Annotated in this window: 16 protein-coding genes; 11 read left to right on the forward strand and 5 right to left on the reverse strand. The window is 57.5% G+C overall.

The genetic code is table 11. The annotated features are described in order from the left end of the window. Nucleotides 1-32: 32 nt before the first annotated feature. The 3 genes from AC0V6W_RS00775 (at nt 33) to AC0V6W_RS00785 (ending at nt 2,281) form a co-directional block, all read left to right on the forward strand. Nucleotides 33-1,190, forward strand: a complete 1,158-nt coding sequence (locus tag AC0V6W_RS00775) for a bifunctional 2-C-methyl-D-erythritol 4-phosphate cytidylyltransferase/2-C-methyl-D-erythritol 2,4-cyclodiphosphate synthase (RefSeq protein ID WP_486146213.1) — start codon at nt 33-35, stop codon at nt 1,188-1,190. Between the two features lie 62 nt (nt 1,191-1,252). Next, on the forward strand, nt 1,253-1,759 hold the full coding sequence (locus AC0V6W_RS00780) for a hypothetical protein (RefSeq protein ID WP_486146215.1): 507 nt from the start codon (nt 1,253-1,255) through the stop codon (nt 1,757-1,759). Nucleotides 1,760-1,768: 9 nt separating this feature from the next. Further along, complete coding sequence (locus AC0V6W_RS00785; RefSeq protein WP_486146217.1) at nt 1,769-2,281, forward strand: CinA family protein; 513 nt, start codon at nt 1,769-1,771, stop codon at nt 2,279-2,281. On the opposite strand, the gene AC0V6W_RS00790 is transcribed toward AC0V6W_RS00785, so the two are convergent. Continuing rightward, nucleotides 2,242-2,703, reverse strand: coding sequence for a type II toxin-antitoxin system RatA family toxin (locus AC0V6W_RS00790; RefSeq protein WP_486146219.1), 462 nt, complete (start codon nt 2,701-2,703; stop codon nt 2,242-2,244). The genes AC0V6W_RS00785 and AC0V6W_RS00790 overlap by 40 nt on opposite strands. After that, nucleotides 2,703-3,653: a lipoyl synthase gene (gene lipA / locus AC0V6W_RS00795; RefSeq protein ID WP_486146221.1), complete on the reverse strand. Its 951-nt coding sequence runs from the start codon at nt 3,651-3,653 to the stop codon at nt 2,703-2,705. Before lipA ends, AC0V6W_RS00790 begins: the two co-directional genes overlap by 1 nt. Nucleotides 3,654-3,797: 144 nt before the next feature. On the opposite strand from lipA, the gene AC0V6W_RS00800 reads away from it, so the two are divergent. Both AC0V6W_RS00800 and AC0V6W_RS00805 read left to right on the forward strand, forming a co-directional pair. Beyond that, nucleotides 3,798-4,439, forward strand: coding sequence for a carbonic anhydrase (locus tag AC0V6W_RS00800; RefSeq protein ID WP_486146223.1), 642 nt, complete (start codon nt 3,798-3,800; stop codon nt 4,437-4,439). Between the two features lie 48 nt (nt 4,440-4,487). Further along, entirely contained in the window at nt 4,488-5,216 is a 729-nt protein-coding gene (locus tag AC0V6W_RS00805; protein WP_486146225.1) for an NYN domain-containing protein, read from the forward strand. Nucleotides 5,217-5,298: 82 nt separating this feature from the next. On the opposite strand, the gene AC0V6W_RS00810 is transcribed toward AC0V6W_RS00805, so the two are convergent. Next, the gene (locus tag AC0V6W_RS00810) at nt 5,299-6,654 is read right to left on the reverse strand and encodes a hypothetical protein (protein WP_486146227.1); all 1,356 of its coding nucleotides are present in this window, start codon (nt 6,652-6,654) and stop codon (nt 5,299-5,301) included. A 334-nt stretch (nt 6,655-6,988) separates the two neighbouring features. Here AC0V6W_RS00810 and gyrA point away from each other — a divergent pair, with 334 nt between their 5' ends. The 3 genes from gyrA to trmFO all read left to right on the forward strand — a co-directional run bounded on the left by gyrA (nt 6,989) and on the right by trmFO (nt 12,140). After that, nucleotides 6,989-9,760: a DNA gyrase subunit A gene (gene gyrA, locus AC0V6W_RS00815; RefSeq protein WP_486146229.1), complete on the forward strand. Its 2,772-nt coding sequence runs from the start codon at nt 6,989-6,991 to the stop codon at nt 9,758-9,760. Between the two features lie 131 nt (nt 9,761-9,891). Then, complete coding sequence (locus AC0V6W_RS00820) at nt 9,892-10,710, forward strand: fatty acid desaturase family protein (protein WP_486146231.1); 819 nt, start codon at nt 9,892-9,894, stop codon at nt 10,708-10,710. Between the two features lie 44 nt (nt 10,711-10,754). After that, the gene (gene trmFO / locus AC0V6W_RS00825; RefSeq protein WP_486146233.1) at nt 10,755-12,140 is read left to right on the forward strand and encodes a methylenetetrahydrofolate--tRNA-(uracil(54)-C(5))-methyltransferase (FADH(2)-oxidizing) TrmFO; all 1,386 of its coding nucleotides are present in this window, start codon (nt 10,755-10,757) and stop codon (nt 12,138-12,140) included. A gap of 22 nt (nt 12,141-12,162) precedes the next feature. On the opposite strand, the gene AC0V6W_RS00830 is transcribed toward trmFO, so the two are convergent. Both AC0V6W_RS00830 and AC0V6W_RS00835 read right to left on the reverse strand, forming a co-directional pair. Continuing rightward, nucleotides 12,163-12,627, reverse strand: coding sequence for an EF-hand domain-containing protein (locus AC0V6W_RS00830; protein ID WP_486146235.1), 465 nt, complete (start codon nt 12,625-12,627; stop codon nt 12,163-12,165). Nucleotides 12,628-12,687: 60 nt separating this feature from the next. After that, nucleotides 12,688-13,350, reverse strand: coding sequence for a hypothetical protein (locus AC0V6W_RS00835; RefSeq protein ID WP_486146237.1), 663 nt, complete (start codon nt 13,348-13,350; stop codon nt 12,688-12,690). Between the two features lie 214 nt (nt 13,351-13,564). Between AC0V6W_RS00835 and AC0V6W_RS00840 the strand changes: the two genes are divergently transcribed. The 3 genes from AC0V6W_RS00840 to AC0V6W_RS00850 are packed head-to-tail and all read left to right on the forward strand — an operon-like array spanning nt 13,565 to nt 16,886. Next, nucleotides 13,565-15,586 carry a TadE/TadG family type IV pilus assembly protein gene (locus AC0V6W_RS00840; RefSeq protein ID WP_486146239.1) on the forward strand — a complete coding sequence of 674 codons (2,022 nt, stop codon included), beginning with the start codon at nt 13,565-13,567 and terminating at the stop codon, nt 15,584-15,586. Next, nucleotides 15,586-16,197: a TadE/TadG family type IV pilus assembly protein gene (locus tag AC0V6W_RS00845; protein ID WP_486151416.1), complete on the forward strand. Its 612-nt coding sequence runs from the start codon at nt 15,586-15,588 to the stop codon at nt 16,195-16,197. Before AC0V6W_RS00840 ends, AC0V6W_RS00845 begins: the two co-directional genes overlap by 1 nt. Continuing rightward, nucleotides 16,194-16,886, forward strand: a complete 693-nt coding sequence (locus AC0V6W_RS00850) for a TadE/TadG family type IV pilus assembly protein (protein ID WP_486146241.1) — start codon at nt 16,194-16,196, stop codon at nt 16,884-16,886. Before AC0V6W_RS00845 ends, AC0V6W_RS00850 begins: the two co-directional genes overlap by 4 nt. Nucleotides 16,887-16,958: the final 72 nt, after the last annotated feature.

The raw sequence follows: 16,958 nt of genomic DNA on the forward strand, positions 1-16,958 counted from the left end.
ATTCCCGTCCAGACCCTAAGCGCATCAGCTTCATGTTGTCAGATGCCGCCCTCCCCCCATTTGCCGCGATTGTCGTTGCCGCTGGCAAAGGTTTGCGCGTGGGCGGTGAGACGCCCAAACAGTTTCGCGACTTTCAGGGAAAGCCTTTGATCCGCCATTCGGTGGAGGCATTGCTGAATGCCGGCGCATCGCCCGTGCTGGTGGTAGTCGCGAAAGATGCGGCCCAATACGCGCAAAGCGCGCTTGGCGGCCTTACGGGGATCGCATTCACGCAGGGCGATGCCACCCGGCAAGGGTCGGTGCGCAAGGGGCTGGAGGCATTGGCGGATGATGCTCCTATGCGTGTGCTGATCCATGATGCGGCCCGTCCAGACCTGCCTGCCCCGGTGATTGATCGGTTGCTGGCAGGCCTTGAGCAGCACCCCGGCGCCATCCCCACTCTCCCCGTGGTCGATAGCCTGGCCCTTGCCAGCGATGACGGCACCATGGCGGGCAAAGCAGAGCGTGAGGCGCTTCGCCGGGTGCAAACCCCGCAGGCGTTTCGCTTTGCCGATATCCTTGCAGCGCATCGCGCTTGGCAAAGTGCGCTGAATGCAGGCGATGATGCGCAAGTGCTTTCAGCCAGCGGGGGTTCAGTTGCGCTGGTACAGGGTGACGAACGATTGAAGAAAATCACATTTGCAGAAGACTTTATGGACGCAGCCACTCTCCCCCCTGTTCGCATTGGCCAGGGCTATGATGTGCACCGCCTGGCCGAAGGTGAGGAATTGTGGCTGTGCGGTATCAAGCTTGAGCACATGCACGGGCTTGCCGGGCATTCCGATGCTGATGTGGCGCTTCATGCGATCACCGATGCGGTTTTGGGCGCGATTGCTGAAGGGGATATTGGCACCCATTTCCCGCCCAGCGATCCGCAATGGAAAGGGGCACGGTCCGCGCAGTTCCTTGCCCACGCGGTCAAACTGGCGAGTGACGCTGGCTATGCGATTGGCAATGTCGATCTGACCATTATCTGCGAAGCGCCCAAGATCGGCCCCCACCGGCCCGCCATGCGCGCAAAAGTGGCCGAGATTATGGGCGCGCACGAAAACGCGGTGAGCATCAAAGCGACCACGACCGAACGGCTCGGCTTTACAGGCCGGGGCGAAGGCATGGCAGCCCAGGCGATTGTCGCATTGCAGCGCCGCTAATTTATCAAGGAAGCAACGAACATGAATTCCCCCTTATCGCCTTACCGCTTGCTTTGGCCGCATTGGCCAGCGCGCAAACCGCACAGGCGCAGCAAAATTGCGTCGCGCCCCAGGACGTTACCGATATGGTGACCTATGCCGTACCGCTTGCCTTTGATGCAGCGATGCAAAGCTGCGATGCAAAATACGCCGCCGATGGATTTATGAAGACCAAAGGCGGCGATTTCGCCAATCGCTTCCGCGCAAAACAGGATACCGCATGGCCGGGCGCTTACCGGCTCGGCAAACAGATGATGGCCACCAGAGCCGCTGAGCGCGCAGAGCAAGGCGACGAGGCCGGTGCAGGAATGCTCGAACTCATCGATCAGATGCCCGCAGATCAAGTGCGCCCGTTTTTCGACGGATTCGTGCAGCAAATGATTGCCTCAGAAATCAAGCCTGATACGTGCAGCGATATTGAACGCGGCCTCACATTGCTTGCCCCGCTGCCTGCGGAAAACACCTCAGCCCTTGTCACATTCATCTTTGAGATGAGCGGCGTTAAAGACCCGCAGATCTGCCCGGCCTAGGACCACTTTATGACCTCTCTGCTTCTCCCCGTCGACATCACCGAGTTGGCGGCCCGCGTCATTGCCGAAAACCAAGAGGCCGGCCGTATGGTTGCCACCGCGGAAAGCTGCACGGGCGGGCTTGTCGCCGGCGCGCTCACTGAAATTGCGGGTTCCTCGGCCGTGCTTGATCGCGGTTTTGTGACCTATTCAAACGAAGCCAAGATGGAGATGCTCGGGGTCAGCAGCGATATCATCGAAACCTTTGGCGCGGTTTCCATCGCGTGCGTGTGGGCCATGGCAACCGGCGCGCTTGAACGATCGGGCGCGGATGTTGCTGTCGCGATCAGCGGCGTTGCAGGCCCCGGCGGCGGCACACAGCTTAAGCCTGTGGGCACCGTCGTCTTCGCGCGGGCGTTTCGCAATCAGGATGGCGAACCCGAAGGCGAATTAAAGCATTTCGATGGCGGCGATGGGCCCGATGGCCGGGCGAAAATTCGCCATCAGGCGACGGTCTGTGCGCTCGAATTGCTGCTGCCGTAAAGCTCAAAAGCGCGGCTTTCAAATGCGGCGACCATTTTGCGGAAAGCGCGGTCAAAATACTGGCCTGCAAGCCGTTCAAAAATGCGGTTTTTGAATGTGAAATCGACGGTAAACTCGATCTCGCAATCATTGGGGCCAAGCTCCCGAAACTTCCACACATTATCAAGATCGCTGAGCGGTCCGTCGACATAATGCACCGCGATTTCATTGGGCCGGTCCTTGGCCACGCGAGAGGCAAAGCTCTCGCGAAGTCCTTTGAACCCCACAACCATATCGGCGACCATTTCGGTGTCGGAATTGGAGCGCACGCGCGTCGCGATGACCCAGGGCAGAAACTGATTGTACCGCCCCACATCCGCAACCAGATCGAACATCTGCTGAGCGCTATAGGGCAGCTGACGGGTTTCGCGGATGCCGGGCATTACGCGTTCGCTTTGGCCAGTTTTGCCTCGCGCGCCGCGCGCATGACGGCGAAATCTTCGCCCGCGTGATAGCTTGACCGGGTCAGCGGGCTGGAGGCGACCTGCAAGAACCCTTTTGCCCGCGCAATCGAGCCGAATGCGTCAAACGCTTTGGGCGTCACGAATTCCTCCACGCTCGCATGTTTGGGTGTGGGCTGGAGATATTGGCCCATAGTGACGAAATCGACCTCGGCGCTGCGCATATCATCCATCACCTGATGCACTTCTAAGCGCTGTTCACCCAGCCCCAGCATAATCCCCGATTTGGTAAAGATCAGCGGGTTGTGCGCTTTCACTTCCTCCAGCAATCGCAGCGAGGCGTAATAGCGCGCGCCCGGCCGGATCGTGGGGTAAAGCCGGGGAACGGTTTCCAGATTGTGGTTGTAAACGTCTGGACCCGCAGCGCAGATCGCCTCAACCGCCGGGCGCATTTTGCCGCGGAAATCGGGTGTGAGAATTTCAATTGTCGTATCCGGCGTGTTGCGCCGCAGCGCCTCGATCACTTTGACAAATTGCGACGCGCCGCCATCGGGCAGATCATCGCGGTCAACGCTGGTGATGACAATGTGTTGGAGGCCCATCTTTGCCGCTGCAATCGCGGTGTTTTCAGGCTCCATCGGATCAACTGCGCGCGGCATCCCCGTTTTGACATTGCAGAACGCACATGCCCGCGTGCACACATCGCCAAGGATCATGACGGTCGCGTGCTTTTTGGTCCAGCATTCCCCGATATTGGGACATGCGGCCTCTTCGCACACAGTGTTGAGATTGAGATCGCGCATCAAACGGCGCGTTTCATGATACCCCTCGCTCACCGGAGCGCGAACGCGGATCCAATCCGGTTTGCGCTGACGTTTGGGACGGTCTTCGCCTGTTTGCGCAGGCTTGGGCGTATTCGCAAGGTCGTTCATAGAGGTCATCTAGGCGGCACAAGCGGGCGCTGCAAGCGTGCACGCCCTTGCAAAATGAGTAAGTAAGCTGCGGGCAAGCGCATCGCCCCTCTTGCCCCCCTGCCCCCGCATATGCTTATCGCTTATGCCAAGAGGGATACGCACATGCCAGAATATGCCGAATTGCTGAAAGGTTATCGCCGATTTCGCGAGGACACCTATCCGCGCCAGCGCGAGCGTTTTGACCAGACCATTGCGGAGGGACAGCATCCCAAAATGCTGGTTATCGGCTGTTCGGACAGCCGGGTTGATCCCGCGCAGATTTTTGACGTTGATCCCGGCGAGATATTCGTTGTGCGCAATGTCGCAGCGCTCGTCCCGCCATACGAAACCACGCCGGGCAAGCACGGCGTGTCCGCAGCGGTCGAATATGCGGTGCAAGTTCTCGAAGTCGCTCAGGTGCTTGTGATGGGGCATGGCCGATGCGGCGGATGCAAAGCCGCGCTCGATCAAAGCCTTGCTGGGCACGGACCAGGCGATGGCGGATTTGTCGCGGGCTGGATCAAACTGCTCGATGAGGCGCGCGAACCGGTGGCGCGCAAACATGGCACTGAGGGGCGCAAGGCGGAGCTCGCGATGGAATTTGCCGCCATCCGCCAAAGCCTTGCCAATTTGCGCACTTTCCCTTGGCTCGCCGACAAAGAAGCCAGCGGCGCGCTTAAACTGCGCGGCGCACACTTTTCCATCCGCGAAGGTGTGCTCTATTCGCTCGATGAAGAAACGGGCGAATTTCTGCCCGAAGACTGATTGCCAAGATCGCCCGCACTCCAACGCGCAAAAGGCCCGTGCCAGACAATGCCAGACACTGAACTGAAAAATATCGCTCTGCTGATTGATGCGGACAACACCACGCCTGACGGCATCGACCCCGTCCTTACCGTGATGGCCGAGCTGGGCCAGGTGAACATCCGCCGCGCCTATGGCAATTTTGCCAAAGACAATTTGTCTCGCTGGGATAAGATCACCAACAAATTCGGCATCCGACCGCAGCAGCAATTCGACGTGTCGAAAGGCAAGAACGCCACCGATATGGCGATGACGATTGATGCGATTGATCTGCTGTATCAGGGTAAAGTCGATGGCTTTGGCCTGATGACATCGGACAGCGATTTTACCCCGCTTGTCACCCGGCTGCGGCAGGACGGCATCCTTGTTTACGGATTTGGCGAAAGCAAAACGCCTGACGCGTTCAAATCGGTGTGCACCCGGTTTATCGACATCAAGAAATTGATCGGCAGCTATGCGGAAGATCGCAAAGGCTCTGACAAGTCGGCGCCGAAAACCAAAGGCGAAGTGCTGGATGAAGATCTGCTGGAGCTGATCACCGCTGCTTATTCAGAGGCAAAACGCGATGAGAAAGGCTTTGCCCGTTTGCAACAGGTTGGCCAGATCGCGGGCAACAGGTCGAGCTTTGATGTGCGCAATTACGGTTTCAAAAGCCTCAGCGACCTGTTCGAAAGCCTGCCCAATTTCAGTCTTGATCGGCGCGCGGGCAATCAGATTTACGTCAAACGCCTGCGGTAACGCGGCGCGCGTTCAGGCAAAGAAAAAGGCGCTGCAACCATCAGGTCGCAGCGCCTTTTTTGTGTTCAAATCGAACGAAGGCTTAGCCGCCCGTCAGCTCCTGCAAGCTTTGGGTTTGCGGTGCTGCCGGGCTTTGTTCGTCAGCATAGGCGATCCACAGCCGCGCAATCGGAGCGCGTGATCCTTCGACCTTGGCAAAAGTTTCGCGGGCTGCCGCAAAATCCCCAAGCCCAGCCTGCGCAATGCCAAGCCGCGTCATCGCTTCGCCTGCATCAACGCCGGGCATGCCCAGTGCTTTTGTGTAAAGCTCTGCCGCTTTGGCATATTCGCCATAGCTGAGCAAAGCGCTGGCGGCCGCCGTCACAGTGCGCAGTTGGGCTGAACCTTTGCGTGCATCGGCTTCCAGAGCGGGCAAATCAGCCCGGTCAGCAGCGATCCGTGCCGTGGCGGTTTCAAGCGATTCTGACAGATACGAATTGTCGCGCGACACATCGCCCGATGCATAACCCGCCTCGATCACCTCTTTCACCTCTTTGGGAAGGCGGCGCGCATCGGCAGCTTCGACATAATAGTCGTAATCAGCTGCGTCTTTCAAAGCGTCAACCTTGCGGCTCAGACGGAAAAGATCGAGCAATTCCTGGTTTTGGAACTCATTCAGATTGCGCGTCACATTGACGGCATCTTTCCAATTGGTCGGGCTTGGATAGTCAGCGATCCAACCGAGCACAAAGTCATAGACTTGCGGCGTGATTTCGTTGTTGTACGAGATTTGGATACCGCGGCGATACCAGTTGTCTGGCACTTCTACGCCCTGATTTTTGCGGTCTTTGATCGCGCTGTCGAGAAAGGCGAGACCTTCGACGTTTTGCTCTGACGAAAAGAAACTTTCCGCCATCAAGATTTGCATATCAGCAGCGCTCACCGTTTCTGATGAGTAATTCATATTGATAGCCTGCTGCAGATAATTGCGGGCTTTGCCGAAATCCTGCTGCGCATTGGCCAGTTGATATGCGATAAAGTTAAAGCGCGGCAGCCGGTCAATTGCGACCTTGCCGCTTGCAAGCATCAATTCCATGCCTTGCAATTGCATGGCCTGATCTTTCGCGCCGATACCGGCGTTGAACATCATCCCGCCAAGCGCGTTCTTGTCATCCGGCGTTGCAGCAAGGGGCACAAGCGCCATAACTTGCGGCTTAAGCGCGGCGGCATCAGCGCCCTCGACCTTCAGCGCTTCATCCACGGGCTGAAACGCAGCAACAAATGCCTCGGTGTACTCTGGTTTGCTCTCTTTCTTCTTCTTTTTCTTTCGCTGCGCATGCGCCTCTGCGGGCATCACAGCAGTCGCGACGACAGCTGTCCCGGTGGCAAGCGCAATCGCCAATGCGATGCCTGAAAACGGCTTTTTCGCGGGCGAAAGGCGCGGTGTGGTGATGGTCATCCTGGTGTGTCCTCCTTAAGGATTTTTACGATGCCTGCGTCTTTGGCGGCAGGCTGGAATCAATTTTTCGAAAGCACATTTGGACGTGCATTCCGTCATTTGCAATTCCTTGTAGGCGAACTGGGCTGAACGGCCTTTGAATGGTGAAAAAATGGTTAGCCATTGGCCCTGTGCCGCGCGCAGCTGAGCCAATTGAACGAAACGCACGGGCACTTGTGGAAAACGGCTGTGTGTTCCAACTTCGTTCCTGTCACGCGGTGGTAATATCCGTGCATTGGGCTTACCTTCATCCCAACGAAAAATTGAACCAATTTGATCAGAAACGGCCCCTCTTTTGAGCGATAGCGACACCATCGACCCCGCCCTGCCCGCAGTACCGGGAGATTTCGAACGCATCGACATCGTCGATGAGATGAAGACGAGCTATCTCGATTACGCGATGAGCGTGATTGTCAGCCGCGCTTTGCCCGATGTGCGCGACGGATTGAAACCGGTTCACCGGCGGATTTTGTATGCCGCGCAAGTTGGCGGCTACACTTCCACCAAACCATACCGCAAGTCGGCCAAGATTGTCGGTGAAGTGATGGGCTCATACCATCCCCATGGCGACAGCGCGATTTACGACGCGCTTGCCCGAATGACGCAGCATTGGTCTTTGCGCGTGCCGCTGATCGATGGTCAGGGCAATTTCGGTTCGATGGACCCCGATCCGCCAGCGGCGATGCGTTATACTGAAAGCCGCCTTGCCAAAGTGGCCGAAGCGCTGCTGACCGATATCGACAAGGATACGGTCAATTTTCAGGACAATTACGACGGGACTGAAAAAGAACCGACGGTTCTGCCGGCGCGCTTCCCCAACTTGCTTGTCAATGGTGCAGGCGGGATTGCCGTGGGGATGGCCACCAATGTGCCGCCGCACAATCTGGGCGAAGTGATTGATGGCTGCCTTGCCTTCATGGACAATCCGGCGATCACATCAGAGGAATTGATCGAATACATCCCCGGTCCTGACTTTCCGACAGCGCCGCTGATCCTGGGGTCAAGCGGGGCGAAATCAGCATACACAACCGGGCGCGGTTCAATTCTGATGCGCTGCCGTCATGAGATTGAAACACGCTCTGGCGACCGCGAAACCATTGTATTCACATCCATTCCCTATCAGGTTGGCAAATCCAATCTGGTTGAGAAAATCGCAGAGGCGGCCAAGGAAAAGCGGATTGAGGGTGTCTCGGACATCCGCGATGAAAGCTCCCGCGAAGGCGTGCGGGTTGTTGTTGATCTGAAACGTGATGCCACTGCCGAAGTGGTGCTGAACCAGATCTGGCGGCACACTCCGGCGCAATCGGGTTTCCCGGCCAATATGCTCGCCATTCGCGGGGGCCGGCCCGAAACGCTGATGCTGCGCGATTTCATTCAGGCGTTCATCCAGTTCCGCGAAGAGGTCATCACCCGGCGCACAAAATTTGAGCTCAACAAGGCCCGCGAACGCGCGCATATCTTGCTGGGTCTGGTGGTTGCGGTCTCTAACCTAGATGAAGTGGTCGCGATCATTCGCGGCGCGCCCAATCCAGCGACCGCGCGCGAAAGGCTGCTCGCCAAAGAATGGCCGATTGGCGATATCGCGCAATATATCCAACTGGTCGAAGCGATTGAACCCAGCGCAGATCAGGAAGGCGGCACCTACACCCTGTCCGAACGACAAGTGCGCGCCATTCTGGAACTGCGCCTGCACCGCCTGACTGCGCTTGGCCGCGATGAGATTGGCGATGAATTAAAAGAGCTTGCGACACAAATCGAAGAATTGCTCTCAATTCTCGCAGACCGCGTCAAATTGTACGGAGTGATGCGCGAAGAGCTGGAGGAAATCCGCGCCACTTACGCGACACCGCGCGTCTCTGAAATTGCGCCTGCATGGGATGGTCTTGAAGATGAAGACCTGATCGAGCGCGAAGAAATGGTCGTCACTGTCACCCATGACGGATATATCAAACGCACCCCGCTCTCCACTTTTCGCGCGCAAAATCGCGGCGGCAAGGGGCGTGCGGGCATGTCCACCAAGGACGAAGATGCCATCGCCGAAATGTTCGTCACATCGACGCACACGCCGGTGCTCTTCTTCTCAACCGCGGGCAAGGTTTACCGGCTCAAAGTGTGGAAATTGCCCGAAGGCGGTCCCGCCACACGCGGGCGGCCGATTGTGAATATGCTCCCATCGCTTGATGATGGGGAGACCATTCGCACTGTTCTGCCTCTGCCTGAGGACGAGACGGAATGGTCTGCTTTGTCCGTGGTGTTCGCCACCGCCAAAGGCAGTGTGCGGCGCAATTCGATGGATAGCTTCACGAATATCCCCTCCAACGGGAAATTCGCGATGAAATTTGATGGTGAAAGCGAAGACAAGCTGATCGGGGTTGCTTTGCTTGAGGAAGGCGACGATGTGCTCCTCGCCACGCGCATGGGCAAAGCGATCCGGTTTGCTGGCGAGGATGTGCGTGAGTTCACGTCGCGAACATCAACCGGCGTAAGAGGTATGAAATTCAAGGAGGAAGGCGATGAAGTTGTTTCGCTTTCTATCCTTGCAGGCGGATCGGCCACACCGGAAGAACGCGACACCTATCTGAAAGTCGCCCCGTGGAAAGCGGATGAGGATGCCCCGCCGCTCTCCGAGGATCACGAACGTATGGCAGGCGAAGAGGAGTTTATCCTCACCGTGTGCGCCAATGGCTATGGCAAGGTGTCCAGCTCATACGAATATCGGCGCGCTGGGCGCGGCGGCATGGGTATCACCAATATCGACAACATTGCGCGCAATGGCCCGGTTGTGGCTAGCTTTACCGTGAGTTCAGGTGAGCAATTGATGCTGGTGACCGATCAGGCGAAACTGATCCGCATCGGCCTTGATAGCCTGCGCGTGATGGGCCGAAACACGGCCGGGGTGCGTCTGTTCACGGTGGGCAAGAACGAACACATCGTCAGCGCGGTGAAGATCGAAGAGCCTGAGGAAGACGCAGCAGAATGCGAAGCGGCCGAAGGTGAGGAAAGCACTGAAGCCGGAACAACGGCTGATGGCGCATCGGACACAGCAGGCACCGGCAACCAAGAATGATGCATTTGCCGCAGCGTTAAACCCTCTTTGCCCCAAGGTGTTGCGCGAAACGCATCATTTATAGTCCCGATTGCACTCACCTGTCAGGCACCAAAATGCTATCTCTCCCCACGACATAAAGGGAGTGCGTCATGCATGACATTGAGCTTGATCCCGCCCGCCTGAAACGCGCTGTTCGGCGTGTCAAATGGCGCGATTTGACCCAAATGCGCGCGCGCGACGGGCTGCGTGAATGTCTGCACCCAGTCCCGTGGCTGATCCTTGGTCTTGCCCTGTTTCATTGGGGATATTGGCCGCTGGCCTTCGCGGCTGAGTTTATGTTCTTCCTCACCGCTCTCAGGCTCAACCACGAGGCGATCCATCACAATCTGGGCTTTGGCGCGCGGGGGCACCGGCTGGTACTCCATGCTCTCAGCGTGGTCATGCTGGGCAGCAACAATTCGGTCGCGTTCAACCATTTGCGCCATCACCAGCACATAAACACCGATCAAGACCTTGAGGGCAAAGCCGGCCAGATGAGCCTGTGGCAAGTGCTGATTTATGGGCCTTTATTCCCGTTCGAATGCCACATTGCAGCGCTCAGCGAAGGCGGGCCTGCGTGGCGGCGGCGCGTTATGATTGATCTTGCGCTTAATCTGGTGATGCCTTTGCTCGCCTTTGGGTTCGGCCTCACCTTTATCATCTGGCACTGGCTGATGATGCTGGCCGCACAATGCTTTACCGCCCTGTTCGCGGTGTGGATCACTCATCGCGGTTGCAGCGAAAGCGCCTTGGTCGCGCGCAGCCAGCGCGGGCGGATGGTGAATGCGGTTAGCTATAATATGTTCTTCCATTTGGAGCATCACCTCTTCCCCGCTGTGCCGGTGCGCAATTTGCCCGAACTTGCCCGCAGGCTTGAGCGCGAGGAACCCGCCCTTGCGAAAGCGGTGCGGCCTGTTCTGGGCGCGTAACGCGCGGATTGCAGGTTGCGCGCCGCCCGCCTACATGGCGCAGCATGGCAACAGATGTTCACATAATAGGCGGCGGTTTGGCCGGATCAGAAGCAGCCTGGCAGCTCGCCCAACGCGGTGTCCGGGTGAAACTGTCTGAAATGCGCGGCGCGCCGGCGGAATGCGGCGGCGAAATGACGCCAGCGCATCAAACAGATGGGCTGGCGGAACTGGTGTGTTCGAACAGTTTTCGATCAGACAATGACGAAAGCAATGCAGTGGGCCTGCTGCACCATGAAATGCGCAGCCTCGACAGCATCGTCATGCGCGCAGGCGAGGTCGCGCGCGTGCCTGCTGGCAGCGCCATGGCAGTGGACCGCGATGTGTTTTCCGCCGAGGTCCAAAAAGCCCTGGCCAGCCATCCCAATATCGAAATTGTGCGCGAGCGGGTCGATGCCCTGCCCTCATCCGGATTGACTGTTGTGTCGACCGGGCCGCTAACCGCTGCCAGCCTCGCCCGCAGCATTGTAAGCGCAACGGGCGAAGAACGGCTCGCTTTTTTCGATGCCATTGCGCCCATCGTCCACCGCGACAGCATTGATATGTCCAAATGCTGGATCCAGTCGCGCTGGAACAAGACCACCGAGGCTTCCAACGAAGATGGCGACTACATCAATTGCCCGATGACAAAAGAGCAATATCTCGCTTTTCACGCAGGGCTGATTGACGGCGAGAAAAGCGATTTCAAGGAGTGGGAAAAGGACACGCCCTATTTCGACGGGTGCATGCCAATCGAAGTCATGGCGTCACGCGGGGTGGAAACGCTGCGTTATGGACCGATGAAGGGTGTGGGGCTGGACAATCCCTATGCTGCGACAGAGGAGCACCCCGAAGGCACCTGGCCCTATGCCGTCGTGCAGCTGCGGCAGGATAACAAGCTTGGCACTTTGTGGAACATGGTGGGGTTCCAGACCAAGCTGAAATATGGCGCACAGGTCGAATTGTTCCGCACTATTCCGGGGCTGGAGAATGCAGAATTTGCCCGCCTTGGCGGATTGCATCGCAACACGTTCCTCAATTCTCCCGAAGTGCTGGACCGGCAATTGCGCTTGAAAGCCGCGCCGCATATCCGGTTTGCTGGCCAGGTAACGGGATGCGAGGGCTATGTCGAAAGCGCAGCGATTGGGCTGGTTGCAGGCATGATGACAGCAGCGGAATTGGCGGGCAGAGATTGGGAGCCGCTTCCCCCGACAACGGCCATGGGCGCATTGCTAAGCCATATCACCGGCGATGCGGATAAGGCGACCTTTCAACCGATGAATGTCAATTTCGGATTGTTTCCGCCGCTGCACGAAGTGAAAAAGAAGCAGCGCAAACGGGCCTATACCGACCGCGCCAAAGCTGATCTGGCGAGCTGGATCGCAGGGTCTAAAACGCCTGTGCTCGCATAAACCCCCGTGCTCGCATAAGCCATTAACAGCGGCACGCGGGCTTCTTTGGCTTTTTCTTTGGTGCAGTTGTGGCAAATTCAGCCGGGGTCAGCTTGCCATTGCCATTGCCATCGGCCTTTGCGAACCGGTCTGATGTGGTCTTGGCCCATTCTTCAAATGTCAGCAGATTGTTGCCGTCCACATCGAGTTTGCGAAACGCATCGGAGCGGGTGGAAAGCATTTCGTTGCGGGTAATCTCGCGGTCGCGATTGCGATCATAGCGGAAAAACCGGCGCTCCTCGCGCGTCAGCTCGCTGGCGGTGGGCGGCGCGGGGCCTGTCAATTCGCCCGGATCAACCTCGGGCAATTCGTCTGGCGGGGGCGCTTCTTCTTCGGGTTCGGGCGGCGCGGGGGCGTTTTGCTCTACCTGAGCGCGGCCCTGCCACCAGTAAACGCCGACGCTGGCGATCACCAATCCTGCAAACAATCCCAATATCGCCTGACGCATCCCGGCCCCTTTTCATGCGGTCAATGCGGCACAATAGCGGCTATTGGCGAACCGCTGCGATTAACGTCCTGTAATCGCCGCTCGCATGGCAACAATCGATGCGCCGCGCCCCTCCATCAGAGGCCGGCCTCCGCGCACCAGCGCACGGTGGCCCAAAGCGCCCAGCACTGCCAATCCGCGCGCATTCCGGGGCAATCGCCCCTGCGGTCGATCTTTCTCCAATGCCAGCGTGACCAGCAATTCACGCTCCTCTTCCAGCGACACTTTCGCCGCGAGGTCTGCCAAAGCCCAATGCCATGCGGCGACCCGCGCGAACGCATAGGCGCTGTGAGAGGCATCAAGCGAGACAGCCGCCAGCATGGCGTCGCACCGCCCACTGGCAAAGGCTGCCGCGTCTTTCCCGCGCAAAGGCGGCTCGGCCAAGAGATGCTCCCACCCATCCACCAAAGGCACAAGATCGCCTGCCCTGCCCTGCCAATGCACCTTTATCGCATCCAGAACCGCATCGCCCTGCGGCCAGCTGTCGGGCGCGCTGCCCAGCATATCGCGCCACCAGGCAAGCCGCATTTGGCCCAGCATCGGCTCGCTTGTGCCCGCCACCAATCGGGCGAGCCGTGCGTCCAGTTCCAGCAACGTCCTTAACGTGCCGCGAAGGGTTTGCCCGGTATGGGCCGCAGCCAGCGCCGCTTCATCGGGCAAGGATTCTGATGGGATCTCGGACACGCGGGACAGTGCGTAGCTTGGGATTGCAAGGGTTTGTCAAGCTTTCTGGCCTAATTCCCCAAAAGACATACCGATTTAACAACCTGATACAGCTTTCATACTTTCTTAACCAAGGCCGTTCGGATTGCGGTTACCCGGCAGCGCTAAGCCTTGCTGACGTAATTATAACTCCGTCCCGTTCCCCCAGGGGGACAACGCACAAGGAACGCAGCCAATGGGCACGCAACCGACACATCGCAGCACCTTTCTGCGCACACTGCTGAATGACACCTCGGCCAACACGATTGTGATTGCCGCTGCTTCGCTGATCCCGCTGATCGGTATGGTCGGCGGCGCTGTGGATTCCTCGCGGTATTACATGACATCCGCGCGGCTTCAGGCAGCGTGCGATGCAGGGGCACTGGCCGCACGCCGCGCCATGGTGACGGATGATTTCACATCCGAGCATCGCCAAGTCGGTGAGAATTTCTTCGATCAGAACTATCCCGAAGGCACGTTCGGCCTCGCCAATCTTCAGCGCGCCTATTCCGCCGATCAGGATGGCACAGTAACAGGCACCGCAACGGGCGATCTGCCAACCAGCCTGATGGGCATTTTCGGATATGAAGAGTTTGATTTGACGGTTAGCTGCACGGCTGACATCAACATTTCCAACACCGACATCATGTTTGTGTTGGATACAACCGGCTCGATGGGTTCCACCATGGGTTCTGGCACGCGCATGACCGCGCTGCGCACGGCCGTGATGAATTTCTATGACACAGTGGAAACCGCGACATCGAACAGCGCGCAAGTGCGATACGGCGTTGTGCCCTATTCGCAGCTTGCCAATGTCGGCGGCTCTATCCCGACACAATTCATGGCCAACACGCACACATATCAATCGCGCGTTGCCGAGTTTACCAAGGAAAGAGTGGCTGTTGATAATCCCGGTGATTGGGAGTTTGAATCGGCCACAATCGTCCGCCTGAGGTTGCAACGCCGAGATGATTTAGTCCGTACAGACGTAACCGATACCTTCAGCAATATTGGCAACAACAATTGCCGCCGGCGCAAACCGTCCGATTATAACGAGTTCGTCGATGAACTGGGGCCTTACGGTTTCCAATGGCGCCGCACCGAAGGCAATATCCGGCGGACACGGTATAACGACACCAACGAGGATTTCCTTGTTTATCGCGGCTATGCCAAATTTAACCGCAACAGTGGCGGAGCAAGCCGCACCTGCGAAGTTGGCTACAATGTCTATAACGGCAAAGGCGATGCCTTGTGGGATCTGCGCGAAACTCGTGAGAACATCACGACCGTAGAGGAAAGGATCGAATTCGATCGCTACGTCTATCGCCCGGTTGATCTGTCCACTCCACCAGACAACAACCGTGACGGCGATGAAAATATCGACGAACGGCCCAGCTGGAGCCAGGTGAACCTGTCGACACTCTATGATGACAACCGGATCGACATGCCAGTTGGCGAGCAAGGTGCGATGAGTACTTTGACATGGGATGGCTGTGTTGAAGAGGCGCAAACTGTTGCCACAGACACCTTTAGTCCGGTGCCTGCCAACGCGCACGATCTCAACATTAACTTGATCCCGACAACAGAGGTGCAACGCTGGAAACCTGTTTTGCGCGATGCTGTCTGGCGGCGAGAAGACGGCAGCGGTAACACCACAGATTGGCTGTACCAAACCGGTAATGAGCGACGTCCCAATGCCTATGCCTGTCCGCAAGCCGCTTTCCGCCTGACTGATATCACTCGGGGGGATTTGCAGACCTATGTGAACAGTCTGAACCCGAATGGGTTTACCTATCACGATGTCGGTATGATTTGGGGTGCGCGCTTCCTGTCACCGCAGGGCATCTTTGCCGGTGACAACGCAGCAGCGCCTAACGGTGATGCCATTGCCCGCCACATCGTCTTCATGACGGATGGTCGACTGGTCATGAATACGGAAGGATACAGTTCTTACGGTATTGAATGGTGGGACCGCCGAGTAACAGGCAATGGCAGTGATGCCTTCAACCGCCACGCAGCTCGCTTCCAAGCGGCCTGTGCGGCAGCAAGAAACGAGAACATCACTGTTTGGACCGTCGCTTTCGGCACTCCGCTCGATCAGAACCTCATCGATTGTGCATCACCTGGCCGTTCTTACTCTGCCAACGACGCAGAAGCCTTGAATAGCGCATTTCAGGAAATCGCACAGAAAATCGCAGCTTTGAGGCTTACATCGTGATGCGGGTGCCAAACGCGCTCTCTCACTTCGGCAAAAAGGGGCTCCGCGATCAACGCGGAGCCACCTTAACCGAATTTGGGTTGGTGGCCCCGATCCTGTGCGTCCTGATCATGGGCATCTTTGATATGGCGCACACGCAATACACCTCATCTTTGGTGAACGGTGCGATGCAGAAAGCGGGCCGGAACCTCACGCTTGAATCGGCTGGTAGCCAAGAAGGCTCAATCGACCAGGCTGTGATCGATCAGGTGAAAGCGGTTACGCCTTCGACTGCCGACGTTCAGCTTCGCAAATTGTCGCATTTTGACTTTCGCGATATTGGTGAAGCCGAAGAATTTACCGACACAAACGGCGATGGCACTTGCAATGATGGCGAGCCGTTTATCGATGCCAATGATAACGGAACCTGGGATCCAAACCGCGGTGCCGAAGGGATCGGCGGCGCGCGTGATGCTGTGCTTTACACCGCCGTGGTGACCTATCCGCGGCTGTTCCCGATGGCGGGACTGATCGGCCTTCCTGAAGATGTCGAACTGTCCGCATCCACGGTGCTGCGAAACCAGCCTTATGATGAGCAACAGCAGCGAGACTTTGTGGAGAATTGCTCATGACCACATTCGCCGCCAAAATGCGCAAAAAATTCGCCGCACGCGCGACCAATGCAAAGGCTTTGGCCAAAGACAATTCGGGCCTTGCTCTGATTGAGTTTGCCTACACCATGCCAATCATTCTTGCGCTGGGTATGTTGGGTGCTGAAACGGCCAATTACGTCGTCACGCATATGAAGATCAGCCAGGTCGCGATGCAGGTTGCCGATAGTGCATCTCGCGCTGGCGAACAGGGCGCGCTGGCTCAGCAGCAATTGTTCGAAGATGATATCAATGACGTGTTTATCGGCGCTGAAAAGCTCGGGGGGCGAATTGATATCATGGCGCAAGGGCGGATCATTCTTTCCAGCCTTCAGCAAAACTCAGACGGCGGTCAGGAAATCCGCTGGCAGCGATGCCGAGGCGCAAAGAACCACACCTCTTCCTATGGTGATGCAGGCGATGGTGCGACCGGAACGAGCTTCCCTGGAATGGGCGAATCCGGATCAGAAATCACGGCAGCGCCTGGCACAGCTGTGATGTTTGTGGAACTTTCGTACACTTACGAAGCGCTGACGCCGTTCGATTTCCTTGATGGACGCGAAATCGATTACACAGCGGCATTCAACGTGCGCAACAATCGCGATCTGACAGGGGTGTTCAACACAAACCCGCCCGAGCCAGTGGCCAATTGCGCCAATTTCACGACTTAAGCCTTTCAAACAACACCTTGCGAGCGCGCATTGCCCCCCTTTGCGCGCTCGCATTTTTCGCACGGTCCGCTG

This window comes from Erythrobacter sp. JB1-7, assembly GCF_057365015.1.